Below are 19,671 nucleotides of genomic sequence, written 5' to 3'. Positions count from 1 at the left end.
CCCACCCCCGCAGAACAAATTGCCCCAAACGCCTGACACCTGCCCACCGGGGGCTCTAAGGTGGGTGACGCACTGATACCCCACGGGTGCCCACGGGAAGTGGGCTGAGAGTGGCGCTGATACCGCGCCTGCACCGTTCGAACCTGTCTGGTTAGCACCAGCGAAGGAAGAGAGGAGCAGCCATGACGGCTACCCATAACCCCATCCAGTCCACCGACTCCGGCGAGATCCACCCCAAGCACTCCTACTCCCCCATCCGGGAGAAAGGTCTGGAGGTGCCCGAGACCGAGATCCAGCTGGATGATTCCCCCACAGGGCCCAACGAACCCTTCCGCATCTACCGCACGCGCGGCCCGGAGTGTGAGCCTGAAGTAGGCCTGCCGGCCCTACGCGCCGAGTGGATTGCGGAGCGCGGAGACGTTGAAGAGTATGAGGGCCGCGCACGCAACCTTGCTGACGATGGCCGCTCGGCCGAGCGCCGCGGTGCGGCTTCCTTGGAGTGGAAGGGGGAGCGTCGCCAGCCGCTGCGTGCGAAGGAAGGCAAGCGCGTTACCCAGATGCACTACGCACGCCAGGGGATCATCACCAAGGAGATGGAGTTCGTGGCTCTGCGCGAGCACTGCGACCCAGAGTTCGTGCGTTCCGAAATCGCCCGTGGCCGCGCCATCCTGCCTAACAACGTCAACCACCCCGAGTCGGAGCCGATGATTATCGGCCGCAAGTTCCTGACCAAGATCAACGCCAATATCGGCAACTCCGCGGTGACCTCCTCTATTGAGGAAGAGGTGTCGAAGCTGCGCTGGGCCACCCGCTGGGGCGCGGATACCGTGATGGACCTCTCCACCGGTGATGACATCCACACCACGCGCGAGTGGATCCTGCGCAACTCACCGGTCCCCATCGGCACCGTGCCCATCTACCAGGCGCTGGAGAAGGTTAATGGCGTCGCAGAGGACCTGACGTGGGAGATTTTCCGCGATACCGTCATCGAACAGTGCGAGCAGGGCGTGGATTACATGACCGTGCACGCCGGCGTGCTGCTGCCCTATGTGCCGTTGACCACGAACCGTGTTACCGGCATTGTGTCCCGCGGCGGCTCCATCATGGCGGGCTGGTGCCTGGCGCACCATAAGGAGTCCTTCCTCTATGAAAACTTCGACGAACTCTGTGAGATTTTTGCGCGCTACGACGTCGCTTTCTCGCTCGGCGATGGCTTGCGCCCCGGCTCCCTAGCGGATGCCAACGACACCGCCCAGTTCGCTGAGCTCAAGACCATCGGTGAGCTCACCCGGCGCGCCTGGGAGTACGACGTCCAGGTCATGGTGGAAGGCCCGGGGCACGTGCCGCTCAACATGATTCAGGAAAACAACGAGCTCGAGCAGGACTGGGCTTCGGACGCTCCCTTCTACACGCTGGGCCCGCTGGTTACGGATATCGCCCCGGGCTATGACCACATCACCTCCGCCATTGGCGCGGCGCACATCGCCATGGGTGGTACGGCCATGCTGTGCTACGTCACCCCGAAGGAGCACTTGGGGCTGCCCAACCGCGATGACGTCAAGACCGGCGTCATCACCTATAAGCTTGCGGCCCATGCGGCCGACGTGGCCAAGGGCCACCCAGGTGCGCGCGCCTGGGATGACGCGATGAGTAAGGCTCGCTTTGAGTTCCGTTGGCACGACCAGTTCGCGCTCTCCCTCGACCCAGACACCGCGCAGGCCTACCACGACGAGACCCTGCCCGCAGAGCCAGCGAAGACCGCGCACTTCTGTTCCATGTGCGGCCCGAAGTTCTGCTCTATGCGCATCAGCCAGGACATCCGGGATACCTTCTCCGATTCCCTTGGTATGCCAAGTTTCCCGGGTAAGGGCGCCATCGATCCCGAGGTTGTGGCCGCTGCCCGTGCCGGTGAGAAGCAGATGTCGGAAGAGTTTAAGGCTCAGGGATCCCAGCTCTATCAGGAGGAAGAAACCACGCATGCCTGATCTTCGCTGCTACTTCGTCACGGGCAAGGGCACGCCTGCGGAGATCGTGCGCATCGCTGCCGCAGCGGCCCGGGGCGGTGCCGGGGTGGTACAGGTACGCTCCAAGCCGATTTCCGCCCGCGACCTCTACCATCTGGGTCGAGAGGTAGCCCGCGCGGTGGCACAGGCCAACCCAGAAACGCGTGTGCTTATCGACGACCGCGTCGACGTCGCCGCCGCCCTACGCCACGCCGGCGAGCCGGTGCACGGCGTACACGTCGGCCAGGACGATCTACCCGTGGCCGCTGCCCGCGCGTTGTTGGGTCCGGACGCGATTATCGGTCTGACTACCGGCACCCGCGAGTTGGTTGAGTCCGCCAACGACGCCGCAGATGTCATTGACTACATCGGCTGCGGCCCGTTCCGCGCGACCCCAACGAAGGACTCCGGCCGCTCGCCGCTGGGGCTTCACGCCTACCCGGAGTTGGTGAAGCTCTCCCGTGTGCCACTCGTGGCTATCGGTGATGTCACTGCTGAGGATGCCGCCGACCTTGCCGCGACGGGCGTTGCGGGCCTCGCTGTGGTGCGCGGCATCATGCATGCCGCCGACCCGGAAGCCTACTGCCGCGAGCTGCTTGCCGGTTTTGATGAAGGTGCGCGATGAGTACTAGCTCTGAACCTTCGGTCATCGTCGTCGGCGCGGGCGTCATCGGCCTGGCCACAGCAGTGGAGTTGGCCGCCCAAGGCTATGAGGTCACGGTGCTGGACCCGGCACCGTCCTCTGGGGCTTCGCACTATGCCGGCGGTATGCTCGCCCCTGCCGCCGAGGTGGTCTACCAGCAGGATCCTCTCTTCCCGCTGATGCGTACCTCCGGCGCGTGGTACCCAGAGCTTATCGATCTGGTTGCCGCCCACACGGAGGTCCCCACTGGCTACCGCGCCGAGGGCACCCTTGTCATCGCCGCCGACCGCGCGGATGCTCAGCACCTCACCGAGCTGGCGGATTATCAGTCCCTCCACGGCATGGAGGTCGAGCGCATCACCGTGCGCGAAGCCCGGCGCGTCGAACCGTTGCTGTCACCACGCTTGGCCGCTGCAGTGAGTATCCCGGGCGACACGCAAGTCTTCCCCCGTCAATGGACGGCTGCCCTCATCAGCGCTGCCCAGGGTCTTGGGGTGCGCTTCTTCCGCACGGCAGCGCAGTCTATTGACGCCGCCACTGGCGTCGTGAGCACTCCCGCAGGCCAATTCCACGCCGACGATGTGGTGCTCGCAGCAGGCTTGGGGGCACGCGATATCGATTGGGCAGCCTCGGCTGGGCTCACAGATTCCCCGCTGCACCTGCGCCCGGTATACGGAGATATCCTGCGCCTTCGGGTTCCGGATCACCTGCAGCCGCTGCTGACCCGCGTGGTGCGCGGCTTCGTGGAGGACCGCCCCATCTACCTCATCCCCCGCGGCGATGGCACCTTGGCGGTTGGCGCTACAACCCGCGAGGACACGCTTGCCACGGCCCAGGCCGGCGGTGTCTACGCGCTGCTTCGCGACGCCATCCGCATCCTCCCCGCCATCGAAGAATGCGAATTCCTCGAGGCCAGCGCGGGTGCCCGCCCTGGCACTCCGGATGACTTGCCGTATCTCGGCCGCGTCAGCGACAAGCTCATCATCTCCACCGGCTATTTCCGCCACGGCATTCTGCTCACGGCCCTAGCCGCGCGCTGCACCCGCGAGCTCATCGAAGGCACCGCACCGAGCATTGATCTCGCGGCCTGCAGCCCCCTACGACACCTCAAGGAGCAACCATGATCCTCATCCTCAACGGCCAGCCCTATGACACGGCAGCAGACACCGTCGCCCAACTGCTGGAAGAAAAAGGCATCAACGCCGACGGCACCGCCGTGGCACTGTCCGAGCAGGTCGTCCCCCGCTCGCAGTGGGAGTCCACCCCGCTCACCGAAGGCGCGGCCGTGGAAGTCCTCACCGCTGTTCAGGGAGGCTAGAAACTACATGCTCACCATCGCCGATACCACTTTTTCCTCCCACCTCATCATGGGCACCGGTGGGGCCACAAGCCATGAGGCCTTGGAGCGCGCGCTCGTCGCCTCTGGAACCGAGCTGACCACCGTGTCCATGCGCCGCCACGCTGGTACCCGTGACGGTGAGAGCATCTTCGACCTGTTGCGCCGGCTGGGCATCGCTCCGTTGCCCAACACCGCCGGGTGCCGCACGGCCCGCGAGGCTGTGCTCACCGCCCGCATGGCCCGCGAGGCGCTGGGGACATCCTGGGTCAAGGTAGAAGTCATCGCCGACGAGCACACGCTCCTGCCCGATGTCGTGGAGACCCTCGACGCCACCGAACTGCTCAGCGCCGAAGGTTTCACCGTGCTGGCCTACACCAGCGACGATCCCGTGGCCGCCCAGCGCCTCGAGGATGCGGGCGCTGCGGCCGTCATGCCGCTGGGCGCCCCCATCGGCACCGGGCTGGGCATCCTCAACCCGCACAACCTCGAGCTCATCTGCTCACGTGCCTCGGTGCCCGTGCTTGTCGACGCCGGCATCGGCACCGCCTCCGATGCCACCCTCGCCATGGAGCTCGGCTGCTCCGGCGTGCTGCTCGCCAGCGCAGTCAACCGCTGCCAAGATCCGGAAGCCATGGCCACCGCCATGCGCCACGCCGTCGAAGCGGGACGACTCGCGCGCAGCGCCGGTCGTATCCCGCAGCGCGAACATGCCCAGGCATCCTCCACCTTCGAGGGCCTAGCCTCCTGGGCCGACCAAGTTCTCTAGGCCCGTGACGCAGTTGACTGGATCCATGCTCAGCAAAGATGAACTCGCCCGCACCTCGCGCCAGCGCCTTCTACCAGGCTTCGGTGACGCGGCGCAGGAGCGGCTCCACGCGGCGCACCTGCTCGTCGTGGGCGCCGGCGGGCTGGGCTGCCCGGCTCTCCAGCAGCTCGCGGCGGCAGGCATCGGGCGCATCACGCTCATCGATTCCGATACCGTCGATATCAGCAACCTGCACAGGCAGGTGCTGTTTGGTGCGGGGGACGTCGGCAAGCCCAAGGCCGAGGTAGCCGCCGCGCGCGCCCGCGAGCTTGCCCCCGAGCTGCAAATCACCGCGCTCAACGCGCGGCTGACTTCCTCTACTGTTCTTGACCTCTGCGCCGAGGCCGACCTCGTCCTCGATGGCTCAGATACCTTCGACACGAAGTACCTCGTCGCAGACGCCTGCGAGCTCACCTCTACCCCGCTGGCTTGGGGAACCGTGCTGCGCTACGGCGGGCAGGCCGCGCTGTGGCATTCCGGTAAGGACTGCGCTGACGGGCGCGGGGTGGGCTTGCGTGATCTCTTCCCCGCCCCGCCGGAGGGCGAGGCGCTCGAGTGCTCCACGGCTGGGGTCCTGGGTGCTACGACGTCCGTCATCGCGGGGCTCATGGCCACCGCGACGCTGGGCTGGTTGGGGAAGCTTCCGCACCATGAGGAGCTGCGTGGCCGTGTTACGTCCTATGAGGCGCTGCCCGGTAGTTTCCGCACGCTCACAGTCGGCCCGGATCCTGCGCGCCCGCTGGTCAGCACCTTGCCCGGAGAGCGCAGCTTTCCGCCTGAGCTTCGCGACGGCCACGCCGCCCTCCTCGATATCTCCGAGAACACCGGCTTTCCTGATGCCACGGTGTCACTGCCCTGGCATACCGTCACCGATGATGATGCCGTGCGCCGTGCGCTCGCTTCGTGCTCTTCCGAACTGGTCTACGTTGCCTGCCCCTCCGGTGGGCGCAGCGCTGGCTTCGTCCTACGCTACGCCGATCTGGCAGCGGATATGGGCATCGAGCTGCGTAACCTTCCGGGTGGGCTCGCGTCTCGCGATTACTAGGCGTCGACCACCGCCGGAGCGCGGAAGAGGTGCTCGTCCACAATTCGGGCGGTGCCATGGTGGCGAGCCCGGAAGACCACGCAGGAAGCCACCAGTGCGAGGGCAGTCACAATAAACAACACTGCAATACCGGCCCAGAAAGTTCCGTCGTGGATGCCGTCGGTGGCGCGGGTAAAGGCATTCTTCGCATAGGACATCGGATGGAAAGGATGCAGCATGCTCAACGGGCGCGGAATCGCCGCCACCGGCCATACACCGCCGAAGACCATGATGCCCAGAGCGAACGCACCTACGGCGAAGATGGCGCCGATCTTGCGCCCAAAGGTGACCAGGAAGAACTGGTAGGTCGCCGCCCCCACGGCGGCGATGGCGGCGATAACTAGCAGCATCATCGGCCAGCTCGCCGGTGACCATCCCATCATGGAGGACATGAAGGCCATGAAGGCTAGGACGAGGAAATTCAATCCCGCCACGACTCCAAAGGCTGCGAGGATACCGCGCACCGGGCTCGTGGCCGACTCGCCCCGGCGCCCCAGGTAATAAGGCAGCGTCATTGCTACCAGCAGCATGACGAGGAATCCGAAGACGAGCACGAAGAGCATCGATACGCCACCAGTGATGTTCTTCTGGGTCGGATCGACCGGGTCGACCACCGTCTGCACTGGGTGAAGGTTGGAGGAGGTGAAGTTGATGGGCACGGCCATGTTCTGCGCAGACGTATCCGGCTGGGTAATGGAGGGGGCCTTGGCGGCGCCGTCGGCAAGCTTGGTGGCCAATTCGTTCGAGCCCGCCTTGAGCTGGTCCATGCCATCCTTCAACTCCGTGCCACCGGCGGCGAGCTGGCTCGTGCCATCCTTCAACGTGCCGGTGCCCTCGTGCAAGCGGGAAGCACCGTCCTTCAGCTGGGCGGCACCGTCGCTCAGTTCGCCAACACCCGCACGCAGCTGCTGGGAACCATCGGACAAGCGGTGCGCACCGTCATTAAGAGCCATCATGCCGCCCAGGTACTCCGAATTGGGATCAGCCAGGTTGTAGTAGAGCTGGCCGGTGCCGGCAGAAAGCTTCTCCAACTGCGCCACCATGTTGCCGCTGGCGGCCGGGTCCAGCTTGGAGACCAGTGAATAAAGCTGCTCAGCTTGTTGGTGCATGCCGAGGCCGCGGAGGACGTCGACAAGCTGCAGGAGTGCCGGGGCCACAGCCTGCGCATGCTTGAGCACCGGGATGAGCATGCCCGTGAGCTGGTTAACACCGCCGTCGATCTGACCCGCGCCATCCGCTAGGCGGCCGGTGCCGGCAAGGAGCTTGTCGGAGCCGTCGGCAAGCTGGGCGGCGCCATCATCGAGCTGCGCGGCGCCATCGCTGAGGCGTCCTACTCCGTCATTCAGGCGGTTCGTGCCGTCCAGCAGCTGGCCCGTACCGTTGTTGAGATCGCCCGCGCCGGCGTCCAGCTTGGCGATTCCCTCGACCGCGCGCCCGCCGCCTTCCTGCAATTTGCCCGCACCCTCATCGAGACGGCCGGCGCCTTCCGCCGCGGTGCCCAGGCCGTCGCTGAGTTTGTTGAGACCTTCGATGACCTGGTCGGCGTACTTCTTGGAAATCGCATTTTCCACGCTGGTCTGGACCTGCGGGATGAGGCTGGAGGAAATCACCGAGCCATTCGTGCCGTAATAATCATTGGTGGCGAAATGAATCTCCGGTTTGACTGGTTTATCGCTGATGATGGTGACGGCCTGCTCGGAAAAGTTCTCCGGGATGGTCACCACCATGAGGTACTTGCCCTTGAGCAACCCCTCGTCCCCATCGTCTTTGCTGACCTCGGCGAAGTTCAGGTACCCCGTCTCCAACAGGCCTTCGACGACCTGATCACCGTAATTGGTGTATTTGCCCTGCTTCTCGACGCCCGCATCCTCATTCACCACCGCCAGGTCAATGTTGCGCATGTACTTTGACGGGTCCCACATGGCCCACATCATGGTGCCGGCGACGATCAGCGGTGCAACGAGAAGAAAAACGATGAGCACGCGCGACACGGTACTCGTGGGGCGCCAATCCAGGACGCGGTGCCAGCCCATGGCTTCGCTGTCGCGGGTCGCAGCACTCCCCTCATTCGCCCGACCAGGCGAAGAACCATTCTTCCGGTCTTCTTCAGTCTCACGGCTCATTCCCGCCTCCTTATAGTGATAGCTCAGGTCCGCTCTTAACCTTCTGCCCAGGACTTTCAGCGGCAGAACAAAGATGAGCGGGACGCTAGTTCATTTGTTTCACCAAACATACCACTTGATATGTTGGCCCTGTGAACTTATAGCCATTCGTGTCATTGCTCCCAGTTCAGTAATTCTCGCGTGAGTTACGACCTGGGGCTGCGTTCGGCCGTGTGGGTGCTGGCTATTCCCGCGTGAGATCCAAGTTATGAGGCACATGAACAGGGCGTTTTCTCCTCCGGTTGCGAGGCATTAAGGCCTGTTTTAGTCTCTGTGCCCATGGGGGATATCGAAACCTACATCCGCCTTCGCAATTCGGGGATTGCGTTGGTGGAAGCAGCAACCAGTACACCCGAAGGCTTACGTGCGCTCGGCGCCTCGGCCGGTGATGCCGCGGAGCTGGCCTCTCTTCATGCCATTTATTTCGGCGATACCCGCTTTACCGGAAAGCAGCGCGCAGCGCGTCAGGCGGCCCAACGCCAAGGCCACGACCTTGCCACGTTGAACCTGATTGAGTCCTACACCGCCAAGCTGAAGAAACAGCTCGATGTCTGGAATTTGCGCGTCGCGCTGGCATCCACGCCTTCAGAACGGGTTCCTTCAGTAGCGGCGGAGCGCTTGAAGGAACTCAGACCCAAGCGCGTGCCTTCACCAGGTGTGCGGCTGACCTACCGCAAGAATGGCCCGCACTCGCTCACTGTTACCGATACCGCACTGAACATATCCACCATTCGCAGCACGCTCGAGTCCATCAACCCCGCCGATCTGCTCGATGCCACCCACCAGGTTTTCTTCAAAGAAGGCGTGGGCTCGCGGCCGGCGGTGGGAACCAACGTCGTGATAACGCTCGACGTGCTCGACAAAATCGTCCGCCATGACGGCGACGACATCGAACTCGAGCTCACCAACGGCGGGCGCATGAGTGGCGCGGAGTTTCTCACCTACAAGTTCGCCGAAACTGGCTACGCCACATTGGTCCACCCCACCATCGGGCCGGTGTGGTTGCACCGACTTTCGCGCTTTGCCAGCCTCGAGCAGCGCATCATGGCCAGCGCGGAGCACCCCACCTGCGCTATCGAAGACTGCAATAAACCGGCGGACTACTGCCAAGTCCACCACATCATTCCCTGGCAGGCAGGCGGGGAGACCAACCCGCCCAACCTGACCATGCTGTGCGCCTACCACAACGGCATCAACGACGATGACCCCACCAGCCCGACCGGCAGAGGCTATGTCTTTCGGTTGAGAGGACCCGTTGACTATATCCCGCCCTGGGGAACACCGATTACCGGGCAGCCTGCCTACCAAGAAGCCATAAACCGGCAGGTCACGAGCCCGACGCGCACTTCCCCAGGCCAACCACCCGATCCGCCGGACACACGCCCATCGCCACCCAGCACTGCGCCGCCCGGATAGTCTTCGCGGCAGCTTAGCCGTGCACGTCCACACGCCGGACTTAGCCCGGCGCCACGCGGAAACCTCAACGTTTATGAGGTCCTCCGCGCCTTCGGCGATCGCTTAATCCCACGGGCTTGTCCAACGCACCGTCCGTGCAGAACAGTCCGCCGGAAAACTCACAAACCCCCAACCGTTTGAACAGTCAGGGGTTTGTAGCGCGCAACTAGGTGAACTTTAGAAGCCGGCCTTCTTGAGAGCATCGGCCATCGAGCCACCGCCGCCGCGGTCCGCGCGGCCACGCCCACCGTTGCGCCGGCCGGAACGGCCGCCTCGCCCCTCGGAACGGCCGCCGCCGTTGCGGCGCTTGGGGGCGGGCTGGCCGGGTTCGTCATCCAGCCGCAGCGACAAACCAATGCGCTGGCGCTCCACGTCGACCTCCATGACCTTGACCTTCACCACCTGGCCAGAACGGACCACATCATGCGGGTCAGAGACGAACTTGTGGCTCATCGCAGAGACGTGCACAAGGCCGTCTTGGTGCACTCCGACGTCGACGAACGCACCGAAGGCCGCAACGTTGGTCACGGTGCCCTCCAGAATCATGCCCGGTTTCAAGTCCGAGACCTTATCCACGCCCTCCTTGAACGTCGCGGTCTTAAACTCCGGGCGCGGGTCGCGGCCCGGCTTGTCCAGCTCCGCGATGATATCCGTCACCGTCGGCACACCGAAGGTGTCGTCGGCGAAGTCCGCCGGCGACAGCTTCGTCAACACCCGCGAATTGCCGATGAGCTCCGAGACCCCCAAACCAGTCTTCTCCGCGATGCGCGCCACCACCGGGTAAGCCTCCGGGTGCACGGCCGAGGCATCGAGCGGATCCTTACCGCCATTGATGCGCAGGAAGCCCGCCGCCTGTTCGAAAGCCTTCGGCCCCAAGCGCGGCACCTTCTTCAGCTCCTTGCGCGAGGCAAACGTGCCATTCTCATCGCGGTAGGCCACGATGTTGGCCGCAATCGTGGAGTTCACACCAGCCACGCGCTCCAGCAGGGGGGCCGAAGCGGTATTGAGGTCCACGCCGACGCCATTCACCGCGTCTTCCACCACGCCATCGAGCGTGCGCGCGAGCGCGACCTGGTTGACGTCGTGCTGGTACTGCCCCACGCCAATGGCCTTCGGGTCAATCTTCACCAGCTCCGCCAGCGGGTCCTGCAGGCGGCGCGCGATCGAGACCGCGCCGCGCAGTGAGACGTCCATGTCGGGGAACTCATCGGCCGCCAGCTGCGAAGCCGAATACACCGACGCGCCCGCCTCCGACACCACGACCGGGCTCGGCCGCTTCCCACCCGCCTGCGCGATGAGGTCCGCGACTTCACCGGCAAGCTTCTCCGTCTCCCGCGACGCGGTGCCATTGCCAATTGCCATGAGGTCCACCGAATGAGCCGCGCTTAACGACGCCAACTCTCTCACCGCCTCAGCCCACTTCTGCTGCGGCTGGTGCGGGTAGACGATGGTGGTGGCTAGGACCTTGCCCGTCGGGTCGACAACCGCACACTTGACGCCGTTGCGGTAGCCCGGGTCTAAGCCCAGCGTCGCGCGCTGGCCCGCCGGGGCCGCCAGCAGAACATCGCGCAGGTTGGTGGCGAAGACCTTGAGCGCGCCTTCCTCCGCCTTCTCTTTGAGGCGCATGCGCACGTCGAGGCCCGAGGAGATGGAGAGTTTGGTGCGCCAGCCCCAGTGGACGGCGTCGGCAAGCCAGCGGGAGGTGTCAACGTCTAGGTCGAAGCGATCTGCGATCATGCCCTCGTAGATGGCGTCATCGCCGGCATCGAGGTTGAGCTGCAGCACGCCTTCGTTCTCACCGCGCAGCAGCGCCAAGATGCGGTGCGAGGGAAGCTTCTCGAAAGGCTCGGAGAACTCGAAGTAGTCCTTGAACTTCGCCCCCTCGGTTTCCTTGCCTTCCACCACACCGGCGTTCATGGAACCGCTGGTGTACATACGCTCGCGCACCTCGCCGACGAGATCCGCATCCAGTGCGAAGCGGTCCACCAGAATGGCGCGGGCGCCATCGAGGGCCTTCTTCGCTTCCTCGAAACCTTCGGTGAGGTACTCCCCTGCCAGCTCGGCCGGGTCCGCCGAAGGGTTCTCGATGAGCTTATCGGTCAGCGGCTCCAAGCCTGCCTCACGCGCGATATCCGCCTTGGTCTTGCGGCGCTTCTTATACGGCAGGTACAGGTCCTCCAGGCGAGCCTTGGTCTCGCAGCCCTGGATGAGGGCACGCAGCTCGTCGGTCAGCTTGCCCTGCTCCTCAATCGCGGCGAGCACCGTTTCCTTGCGCTCCTCCAGTTCCCGAAGGTAGGTCGAGCGTTCCTCGATGATACGCAGCTGCGAGTCATCCAGCCCGCCGGTGGCTTCCTTGCGGTATCGGGCGATGAACGGAACGGTGTTACCCTCCGCCATGAGCTTGAGGGCGGCTTCGACAAACTGCTCTTTGACGCCCAGCTCTCCAGCGATGGTGGCTGCGATATTCACAAAACCTCTTTTTGGGTCGGGGACTTAAGACCTTCTCACCCTATACCCCGCCCTGCCACGCGCAGGAAGTGCCCAGGCCAAACTCGGTGTGACCAATCTCTGAGGTTCCGTACCAGAGCGTGTGCGGCGGCAAGCACTCCGCGACGGCAGCGGTGACCTTGGTCAGCGGCAGGTCAGAGGTGCCGTTGACGATGACCCTCCACACGTGCTCACTCACCGGCGGCTGGCCGTGTTTATCCATGTACTCGTTGACCAAGATATTGTCGGGCTCGCAGGTAAAGGAGATGATCTCTGCGTTGATGTCGAGCGGTTCGACGCCTCCTTCGCGCAGGCGCTGCGGCATGGCCTTGAGGACCTTGTTCCATTCAGCCTCAGTCATAAGTATTGACAAGTCAGTGCTGACGTCCATCTCAATCCTCCTTTAAGGTTTCCAGGTAGGCGCGATCGGCCTCACTTAACTCCGCTGCATCGAGCAGCTCTGGGCGGCGTTGCCACGTTCGCGCCAGCGACTGCTCGCGGCGCCACCGGTCCACACGGGCGTGGTCACCGGAGGTCAGCACGTCCGGAACCTTGAGGCCGCGCCACTCGCGCGGCTTGGTGTAGCTGGGCCCCTCCAGCAGGCCATCGGAGAAGGAATCTTCTTCGTGCGAGCGCCGGTTCCCCAACACGCCAGGTATGAGGCGCACCACGGCTTCGGCGATGACGAGCACAGCTACCTCGCCGCCGATGAGCACGTAGTCGCCGATGGAGACCTCACGTACACGGTAGCGGTGCTGCGCATCGTCGACGACGCGCTGGTCGATGCCCTCGTAGCGCCCGCACGCAAAGACAATGTGCTCCTCCGCAGACCACGCTTGCGCATCAGCCTGAGTAAAAGGCTCTCCCGCGGGAGTCGGCACGATAAGCAACGGCTTATCCGAATTCTCGCTCTCGCCATAGGCGCGCGCCTCAACGCCATGGATATCGTCGTGGCGCGGCTTGCTCAGGTGCGGCAGAGCGCTCTGCAGGTCCCGGGTGGAGGCGGTGCCGGAGGAGACGTCGTCAAGCGCGGGCCCCCACACCTCAGGCTTCATCACCATGCCGGGACCACCGCCATAGGGGGAATCATCGACGGATTTATGCACGTCGGTGGCCCACTGGCGCAGGTCATGCACGCCCACCGCGAGCTTCCCCTGCTCGATGGCCTTGCCCAGCAATGCGTGGCGCAGCGGGTCGAGATACTCCGGAAAGATGGTGACAACGTCGATTCTCATAGGTCGAGCAGCCCTTCCGGTGGAGTAATCGTGCAGGTTCCTTCCTCCAGATCGACCTCCGGCACGATCTCCTCCACAAAGGGGACGAGCGCTTCTTTGCCATCGGTGAGCGTGACTTCCAGGAGGGACTGCGTGGGGCCGTGCGTCACGCCGGTCACCTCGCCCACCTCTACACCGTCGAGGAGGACGCGCAGGCCTTCCAACTCGTGGTCATAGAAGCCGTCATCCTCGGGATCATCCAGGGGTTCGGCAAAGAACTGGGTGCCACGCAGCGAGTCCGCGGCCGTGCGGTCCGGGATTTCCTTAAAGGTGATGAGCAGGCGCCCCTTGTGGGCGCGCACCGCCGCGATGGTGAGTTCGTGTTCCTTCTTGCCTTGTGTGCCGTGGAGAACCTCGCCGACGGCGAATCGGGTCTCAGGGGAATCGGTGGTCACCTCGACGGAGACCTCGCCTTTAATGCCGTGGGATTTCACCACGCGACCAATGAGTAGTTCCATGCCTGCTAGCTTAACGGGCTACGCTGGGGCGGTATGACTGAGCTTCCCATCAATGATGCAACCGCCTTTGGCGACGCCTCCCACAACAGTGCCGCCCTCACAACACTGAATCTGCTCGATGAGGCCCCCGAGCCACACCCCACACGCCCCAGACCAGCCGTTAAGAGGGTCCTCAGTGCCGACGGCGCAAACCTCATCCTCTTCTCCTTCCTGCCTGGACAAGACCTACCTGATCACAAGGCCGCGCACCCCATCACCGTCCAGGTGCTCCAGGGATCGGTGATTTTTAGTTGCGGGGAACAAGATGAGGTGCTCGCTCCCGGACGCATAGTGCACCTTCCGGCGTACGTGCCGCATGCGGTGACATGTAGCGAGGAACCTGCACTCATGCTGCTCACCATGTTGACACCGAACACTGGCGCGAATGTCTAGACTTTTAGTACGATTCTAAGATCGTGAGTAGTTCGAAGCCGTATCACCATGGAAATTTGCATGAAGAGATCCTCCGGGAGGCCATTAAGCTCGGCCGGGAGGGCGGACCGGAGGCTGTGACGATTCGCGCCGCAACGCGCGCGGTGGGCGTCTCCCCCACCGCCGCCTACCGTCACTTCAAGGACCAAGCTGCGCTTCTCGATGCCGTCGGGGCCGTCGCCACCTACGAACTCATCAACAAGCTCAGCGATACCTTCGAAACGACAGAGGGCACCATCATTGACAAGATGATGGCGGCCGGTTTCACCTACTTCCACCACGCCTTGGAAGAGCCGCACTTCTTTATGTGCATGATGGCCGCGAGCAGCTTTGATATTCCGGCCGGGCTCGTAGCCGCGGCTGAGGGGCCCGGCGAAGATCCACGCGTGCAGGCAATGTTCAATTTCTACGGCTACATGGAGCAGTACGCGCGATCCATCGGCCAGCAACCCAAGAGGCAGCACATGATGCAGAATTGCCTGGCCGGCTGGTCAACGGTGCACGGTTTCACAGTCTTGTGCCTCAGCGGCCATTTGGGATCGCTACCGGAGGAAAAGGTGGAAGCTATGGCGCAGTCAGTTATTGCCTCCGCTGTCCGCGGCTTGGACTTCGAAAACCCTCTGGAGGTCCGCCTCCCACGGCCGAAAAACTAGATAATCCCCGCGACCTACTGGTCAGCGGGGATATTACGTTTGGAGTGCAGAAATTACTCTGCGGACTCCTCAGCCTCAGCGGAGTCGGCCTCTTCAGCCTTAGCGGCCTCTTCCTCAGCCTTAGCAGCCTCAGCGGCAGCGGCTTCCTCAGCAGCCTTCTCGGCGGCAGCCTTAGCCTCAGCCTCTTCCTTGGCCTTGCGCTTCTTCTCGGTGATGGCCTCGATGGTCGGGCCGTTGTTGGCCTCAGCCAGAGCAGCGTTGAAGAGATCCAGCTTGGACGGCTTCGGCTCAGCAACCTTCAAGGTGCCCTCTGCGCCCGGCAGACCCTTGAACTTCTGCCAGTCACCGGTCACCTTGAGCAGTGCGAGAACCGGCTCGGTCGGCTGTGCGCCGACACCCAGCCAGTACTGAGCGCGCTCGGAATCGATCTGGATCAGGGACGGCTCCTGCTTCGGCTGGTAGATACCGATGTTCTCGATAGCCTTGCCGGAGCGGCGGGTGCGTGCATCAGCGACGATGACGCGGTACTCAGCGTTGCGGATCTTACCCATACGCTGCAGCTTGATCTTGACGGCCATGATTGGCTCCTTTTCTAGTCACCGGGCAGTTCAGACACGCGCCGCTTTCTGGCGCGCCGGTTCAACCCTTGGATTTATCCTGCGCGTGACGTGCCGGCCGTCCGTAGGCGGTACCGGCGTTACGCAGAGATGAAGTTTTGCGTGTCCTCCACGCGGTGCGTGAACAACCTCAACAACTTTAGCGGAACCCACACGAGATAGGAAATTCCCTTTAGCTCTTGCAGAGTTAGGCCTTACCCCGCGAAGGGGGTAGTCTGTAATGCGGTTATTTCGACGCCACACAATCCTCTTTTTATGAATAAACAAGCCCCCTCCACATTCCGCTACCGTTACGATCTTGACGGCCTCCGCGGCATCGCGATCGCCTTGGTTGTTCTGTACCACGTCTTCGTTGGTCGTGTCTCAGGTGGCGTCGATGTCTTCCTCCTGCTTTCCGGGTACTTCTTCTTGGGCTCGCAGTTGCGCTATGCCGCACGGCCGAATGCCTCCCTGAACCCGTGGTGGCCCATCTGGCGCACGCTCCGCCGGCTTGTTCCTTCCCTCGTGCTCGTCATCGGCGTGAGCTATCTGCTCGTCCGGCTTTTCGCGCCGAAGCTCATGAACACGGAGCTCACCAAGCAGATCACGGCCACGGTCTTCTACTACCAAAACTGGGAATTGGCGCGGCAGAACGCTGACTACGCCGCTGCCTCCGCAAGCACATCACCACTGCAACACATGTGGTCCATGGCGGTCCAGGGCCAGTTCTATCTGCTGGGCATCTTCTTCGCTCTCGGCCTGGCCGCTTTCATGCGCCTGCGCCCCAAGAACACGGGCCTGCGAGAACAGCGCTTCTCTTCCATTAATTCCATCGCTGGACCGATTCTCCTCGTAGTTACCGTCGCCTCTTTCGCGTATGCCTCCCGCGATGGACTCTTGGGCACCCCCGAGAACTACTACTCGACGTGGTCGCGCGCGTGGGAGCTGACTTTGGGCGCGGTGCTCGTCATCTATGGTTCGCACCTGCGCATGCCGCAGCACTTGTCCAACCTCGCCACCGCCGTCGGTCTGGCCGCGCTCGCCTGCACCGGTCTGGTTATCTCCGATACCTTGGCATTCCCTGGGCCGCTGTCCCTGTTGCCGATCGGCGGCGCGGTGCTCATCATTATCGGTTCCGGCGGGTCCTTCTCTCGTGTTCTGACGAGCCGGCCGTCACGGTGGCTCGGCGATATCGCCTATCCGCTCTACCTGTGGCACTGGCCTCTGCTCATCATTTCCATCGCCGCCCTCGGCCTGGACACCCCTCCGTGGTGGCTCGGTGCCATCATCATCGTGGTGTCGCTGGGCTTGGCGGATGTGACGCATCGTTTCGTCGAGAAGCCCCTGCGCCAGCATCGCAAACGCCCGCTTGCCGACGACCTCCCCGTCCACCGCGGCCTTGCCGACCTCCGCACCCGCACCGGCGCTCTCCGCGGGGTCGGTGGCGTCGTCGTTGCCGCCTGCACCATTGCACTCGTGGCCGTTCAGCCGCTGTGGCTGCGCAGCCTGCAGGAGGCCAACCGCGAAATCCTAGATCCGAAGCTCTACCCAGGAGCAACGACCTTCGTCGAGAACATCACGCCGCCTGAGAACGTGGAGATCAAGCCTGACCCGATTCTCGCGCGCGGCATCCAGCCGCCGGTCGCTGATAATTGGTGCTTCATTCCGGAGCAGGAACCAACAGACTACTTCATCGAGACGCAGAAAGACGGCGTGACGCCGTGCATCTTTGGTGACGTTGATTCCGACGTCGAGGTCTACTTGGTGGGTGGCTCGCATGCGGAGCAGTTCTCCTCGGCACTGGATTATCTGGGCCGCGAGATGGGCTTTAAGCTCGTCCCGCTCACCCGCGTGGGATGCCCCATCGAGTTGGGCGATGAACTGAGTGTGAAGCCCTCTTGCGCCGAATGGAGCAAGGAAGTGGTCAAGCGCATCATCGACGCGGACCCAGCGTTGGTTGTGTCCAATTCCACGCGGCCAGGACAGCCGTTTGGCCATGGCCCCGATGCTGTCCCACCAGGCTACATAGCCTTTTGGGACGAGCTGGCCAAGCACGATATCCCCTTCGTAGGCTTCCGCGACAACCCGTGGGGCTTCGATGAACACGGCAATGGCCGCCAGTTTGATGAGTGCTACGTGGCCACCAAGGATTCTCTCGGGTGTGGCATGCGTTTCGAGGAGGTCTACGCGCCCTATGATCCCGGCGCTGAAGTCCTCTCGCAGTACGACAACATGCTCGCCGTGGACACCTCGAAGTGGTTCTGCAACGCCGACGGCGATTGCCCGGTCATCATCGGCAATATCATGGTCTATCGCGATATGCACCACTTCACCAAGGCCTTCGCCGACTCCGCCATCCCGCTCATCCGTGAAGCAATCGCGCCTATCCTCAACGGCGAGCAGGTCAAACAGCAGCCCCCGCAGATTCCCGCCGATAGCCCCGTGATCCCCCAGTCCGCTGAGACGCCTCCGGCCACACCCGCGGAGCCCATCCCCTATCCGGCCTACCCCGCAGGAGAAGCCATCTAGTACGCAGAAGGGCCGGCGCCACAGCGCCGGCCCTTGTCTCACCGAAGAAGGCTATGTTCTTCTTCGGTTATTTCTTCTTGCCCTGCCCAAAGTCCAGGTTGCTGAGGTCGATATTTTCCATGCCCTTAGGCATCTTGATATCGCCTAGTCCGGGCATGCCGCCGCCCATTTGCTCCTGCATCTTTTGCAGCTCCTGCATCGACGGCATGCCACCCGGCATACCGCCGCCACCACGACGCTTCGGCGGCTTGCGCTTGCCGTTCTTGCCCTTGCGGCCCTTCGGCTTCTTCTTGGTAGCGGAACGCCCACCGCCCATGCCCGGCATACCAAAACGACCGGCCATCTGCGACATCATCTTCTTGGCTTCGGTGAAGCGCTCGATGAGCTGGTTGACGTCAGAAACGCTCACACCGGAACCAAGGGCAATACGCTTGCGGCGCGAAGCGTTGAGAATCTTCGGGTTCTCGCGCTCCTCCGGGGTCATACCGCGGATGATGGCCTGGATGCGGTCGAGCTGCTTCTCGTCGACCATGTCGGCGATCTGGTTCATCTTGTTGCCGCCCGGCATCATCTTGAGCAGGTTGCCCATCGGCCCCAGGTTGCGCACCATGAGCATCATGTCCAAGAAGTCATTGAGCGTCATCTCGCCGGAGCCCATCTTCTTGGCGGCTTCCTCCGCCTTGGACTGATCCAGCTTGGACTCCGCCTGCTCGATAAGTGTCAGCAGGTCACCCATGCCCAAGATGCGCGAGGACATGCGCTCCGGGTGGAAGACGTCGAAGTCCTCGAGCTTCTCACCTGTGGAGGCGAACATGATGGGCTTACCCGTGACCTCACGGATGGACAGGGCTGCACCACCGCGGGCATCACCATCCAGCTTGGTCAGGACGACACCGGTAAAGTCCACGCCATCGCGGAAAGCTTCAGCGGTCTGCACGGCGTCTTGGCCGATCATGGAGTCAATGACGAAGAGCACTTCGTCCGGGTTGACGGCATCGCGGATGTTGCGCGCCTGCGTCATCAGGGTCTCATCGATGCCGAGGCGACCAGCGGTATCGATGATGACGATGTCGTGCTGCGTACGCTTGGCCTCTTCGATGCCGCGCTTGGCGACGTCCACCGGATCCCCATGCGAGGTACCCATCTCATGCTCGTGGGAGTCCAGGGAGGTGCCAGGATCCGGCGCGTAGACGTCGACCCCGGCGCGCTCGCCAACGATTTGGAGCTGCTGCACCGCGCCCGGGCGCTGGAGGTCACAGGCCACCAGCATCGGGGTATGTCCCTTGGAGGCAAGGTGCTTGGAAAGCTTGCCCGCCAAAGTGGTCTTACCAGCACCTTGGAGGCCGGCGAGCATGATGACCGTCGGCGGATTCTTGGCTAGGTTGAGGCGGCGGGTCTCGCCGCCGAGAATCTCGATGAGCTCCTCGTTGACGATTTTGACTACCTGCTGCGCCGGGTTGAGGGCCTCGGAGACCTCGGCACCGGCCGCACGCTCCTTGATGCGCTTGATAAAGCCGCGCACGACGTTGAGAGAGACGTCCGCCTCCAACAACGCAAGGCGGATTTCGCGCGCTGTGGCGTTGATGTCCGCCTCGGTCAGCTTGCCCTTGCCGCGCAGACCGGACAGGGCTGATTGCAAGCGGTCAGACAAAGACTCAAACACGGTGCAGTGCTCCCTCAACTATCGTGGATAAATTTATAACTTCCCCAGC

Annotated in this window: 17 protein-coding genes and 1 riboswitch; of the genes, 10 read left to right on the top strand and 7 right to left on the bottom strand. The window is 63.2% G+C overall.

What is annotated here, in order from left to right; all coding sequences use genetic code 11:
- Nucleotides 1-72 precede the first annotated feature (72 nt).
- Nucleotides 73-187: riboswitch (TPP riboswitch) on the top strand.
- From thiC to FME68_RS03935, 6 genes are all read left to right on the top strand, one after another.
- Nucleotides 183-1,985, top strand: coding sequence for a phosphomethylpyrimidine synthase ThiC (gene thiC / locus FME68_RS03960; protein WP_158396147.1), 1,803 nt, complete (start codon nucleotides 183-185; stop codon nucleotides 1,983-1,985). It overlaps the preceding riboswitch by 5 nt.
- The gene (locus FME68_RS03955; RefSeq protein WP_158396145.1) at nucleotides 1,978-2,628 is read left to right on the top strand and encodes a thiamine phosphate synthase; all 651 of its coding nucleotides are present in this window, start codon (nucleotides 1,978-1,980) and stop codon (nucleotides 2,626-2,628) included. The genes thiC and FME68_RS03955 overlap by 8 nt, the downstream gene beginning before the upstream one ends.
- Complete coding sequence (gene thiO / locus FME68_RS03950) at nucleotides 2,625-3,770, top strand: glycine oxidase ThiO (RefSeq protein ID WP_158396143.1); 1,146 nt, start codon at nucleotides 2,625-2,627, stop codon at nucleotides 3,768-3,770. The genes FME68_RS03955 and thiO overlap by 4 nt, the downstream gene beginning before the upstream one ends.
- The gene (gene thiS / locus FME68_RS03945) at nucleotides 3,767-3,964 is read left to right on the top strand and encodes a sulfur carrier protein ThiS (protein WP_158396141.1); all 198 of its coding nucleotides are present in this window, start codon (nucleotides 3,767-3,769) and stop codon (nucleotides 3,962-3,964) included. The genes thiO and thiS overlap by 4 nt, the downstream gene beginning before the upstream one ends.
- A 7-nt stretch (nucleotides 3,965-3,971) precedes the next feature.
- Entirely contained in the window at nucleotides 3,972-4,751 is a 780-nt protein-coding gene (locus tag FME68_RS03940) for a thiazole synthase (RefSeq protein WP_158396139.1), read from the top strand.
- A 25-nt stretch (nucleotides 4,752-4,776) separates the two neighbouring features.
- Entirely contained in the window at nucleotides 4,777-5,835 is a 1,059-nt protein-coding gene (locus tag FME68_RS03935) for a ThiF family adenylyltransferase (RefSeq protein ID WP_046648039.1), read from the top strand.
- Here FME68_RS03935 and FME68_RS03930 read toward each other — a convergent pair.
- Nucleotides 5,832-7,997, bottom strand: a complete 2,166-nt coding sequence (locus tag FME68_RS03930) for a YhgE/Pip domain-containing protein (protein ID WP_158396137.1) — start codon at nucleotides 7,995-7,997, stop codon at nucleotides 5,832-5,834. The genes FME68_RS03935 and FME68_RS03930 overlap by 4 nt on opposite strands.
- A gap of 318 nt (nucleotides 7,998-8,315) precedes the next feature.
- On the opposite strand from FME68_RS03930, the gene FME68_RS03925 reads away from it, so the two are divergent.
- Complete coding sequence (locus FME68_RS03925; RefSeq protein WP_158396135.1) at nucleotides 8,316-9,452, top strand: HNH endonuclease signature motif containing protein; 1,137 nt, start codon at nucleotides 8,316-8,318, stop codon at nucleotides 9,450-9,452.
- A gap of 216 nt (nucleotides 9,453-9,668) precedes the next feature.
- Here FME68_RS03925 and FME68_RS03920 read toward each other — a convergent pair whose 3' ends face one another.
- The 4 genes from FME68_RS03920 to rimM are packed head-to-tail and all read right to left on the bottom strand — an operon-like array spanning nucleotide 9,669 to nucleotide 13,710.
- The gene (locus FME68_RS03920; protein ID WP_328287707.1) at nucleotides 9,669-11,960 is read right to left on the bottom strand and encodes a Tex family protein; all 2,292 of its coding nucleotides are present in this window, start codon (nucleotides 11,958-11,960) and stop codon (nucleotides 9,669-9,671) included.
- A gap of 40 nt (nucleotides 11,961-12,000) precedes the next feature.
- Nucleotides 12,001-12,369: a hypothetical protein gene (locus tag FME68_RS03915; protein WP_046648035.1), complete on the bottom strand. Its 369-nt coding sequence runs from the start codon at nucleotides 12,367-12,369 to the stop codon at nucleotides 12,001-12,003.
- A gap of 1 nt (nucleotide 12,370) precedes the next feature.
- Nucleotides 12,371-13,213: a tRNA (guanosine(37)-N1)-methyltransferase TrmD gene (gene trmD / locus FME68_RS03910; RefSeq protein WP_158396133.1), complete on the bottom strand. Its 843-nt coding sequence runs from the start codon at nucleotides 13,211-13,213 to the stop codon at nucleotides 12,371-12,373.
- The gene (rimM, locus tag FME68_RS03905) at nucleotides 13,210-13,710 is read right to left on the bottom strand and encodes a ribosome maturation factor RimM (RefSeq protein WP_046648033.1); all 501 of its coding nucleotides are present in this window, start codon (nucleotides 13,708-13,710) and stop codon (nucleotides 13,210-13,212) included. Before rimM ends, trmD begins: the two co-directional genes overlap by 4 nt.
- Nucleotides 13,711-13,743: 33 nt before the next feature.
- Here rimM and FME68_RS03900 point away from each other — a divergent pair, with 33 nt between their 5' ends.
- Together FME68_RS03900 and FME68_RS03895 are read left to right on the top strand one after the other, a co-directional pair.
- Nucleotides 13,744-14,142, top strand: a complete 399-nt coding sequence (locus FME68_RS03900; RefSeq protein WP_070821703.1) for a cupin domain-containing protein — start codon at nucleotides 13,744-13,746, stop codon at nucleotides 14,140-14,142.
- A gap of 23 nt (nucleotides 14,143-14,165) precedes the next feature.
- Nucleotides 14,166-14,834, top strand: a complete 669-nt coding sequence (locus tag FME68_RS03895; protein WP_046648031.1) for a TetR/AcrR family transcriptional regulator — start codon at nucleotides 14,166-14,168, stop codon at nucleotides 14,832-14,834.
- A gap of 53 nt (nucleotides 14,835-14,887) precedes the next feature.
- On the opposite strand, the gene rpsP is transcribed toward FME68_RS03895, so the two are convergent.
- Complete coding sequence (gene rpsP, locus FME68_RS03890; RefSeq protein ID WP_046648030.1) at nucleotides 14,888-15,412, bottom strand: 30S ribosomal protein S16; 525 nt, start codon at nucleotides 15,410-15,412, stop codon at nucleotides 14,888-14,890.
- Nucleotides 15,413-15,706: 294 nt separating this feature from the next.
- Between rpsP and FME68_RS03885 the strand changes: the two genes are divergently transcribed.
- The gene (locus FME68_RS03885) at nucleotides 15,707-17,959 is read left to right on the top strand and encodes an acyltransferase family protein (protein WP_158396131.1); all 2,253 of its coding nucleotides are present in this window, start codon (nucleotides 15,707-15,709) and stop codon (nucleotides 17,957-17,959) included.
- A 67-nt stretch (nucleotides 17,960-18,026) separates the two neighbouring features.
- Here FME68_RS03885 and ffh read toward each other — a convergent pair whose 3' ends face one another.
- On the bottom strand, nucleotides 18,027-19,622 hold the full coding sequence (gene ffh / locus FME68_RS03880; RefSeq protein WP_049155367.1) for a signal recognition particle protein: 1,596 nt from the start codon (nucleotides 19,620-19,622) through the stop codon (nucleotides 18,027-18,029).
- Between the last annotated feature and the right edge of the window lie 49 nt (nucleotides 19,623-19,671).

The sequence above is a fragment of the Corynebacterium hiratae genome (genome assembly GCF_009708045.1).
Lineage (GTDB): Bacteria > Actinomycetota > Actinomycetes > Mycobacteriales > Mycobacteriaceae > Corynebacterium > Corynebacterium hiratae.
The sequence above is the reverse complement of the archived record's forward strand: the minus strand, read 5'-3'. Positions and strand labels throughout refer to the sequence as shown.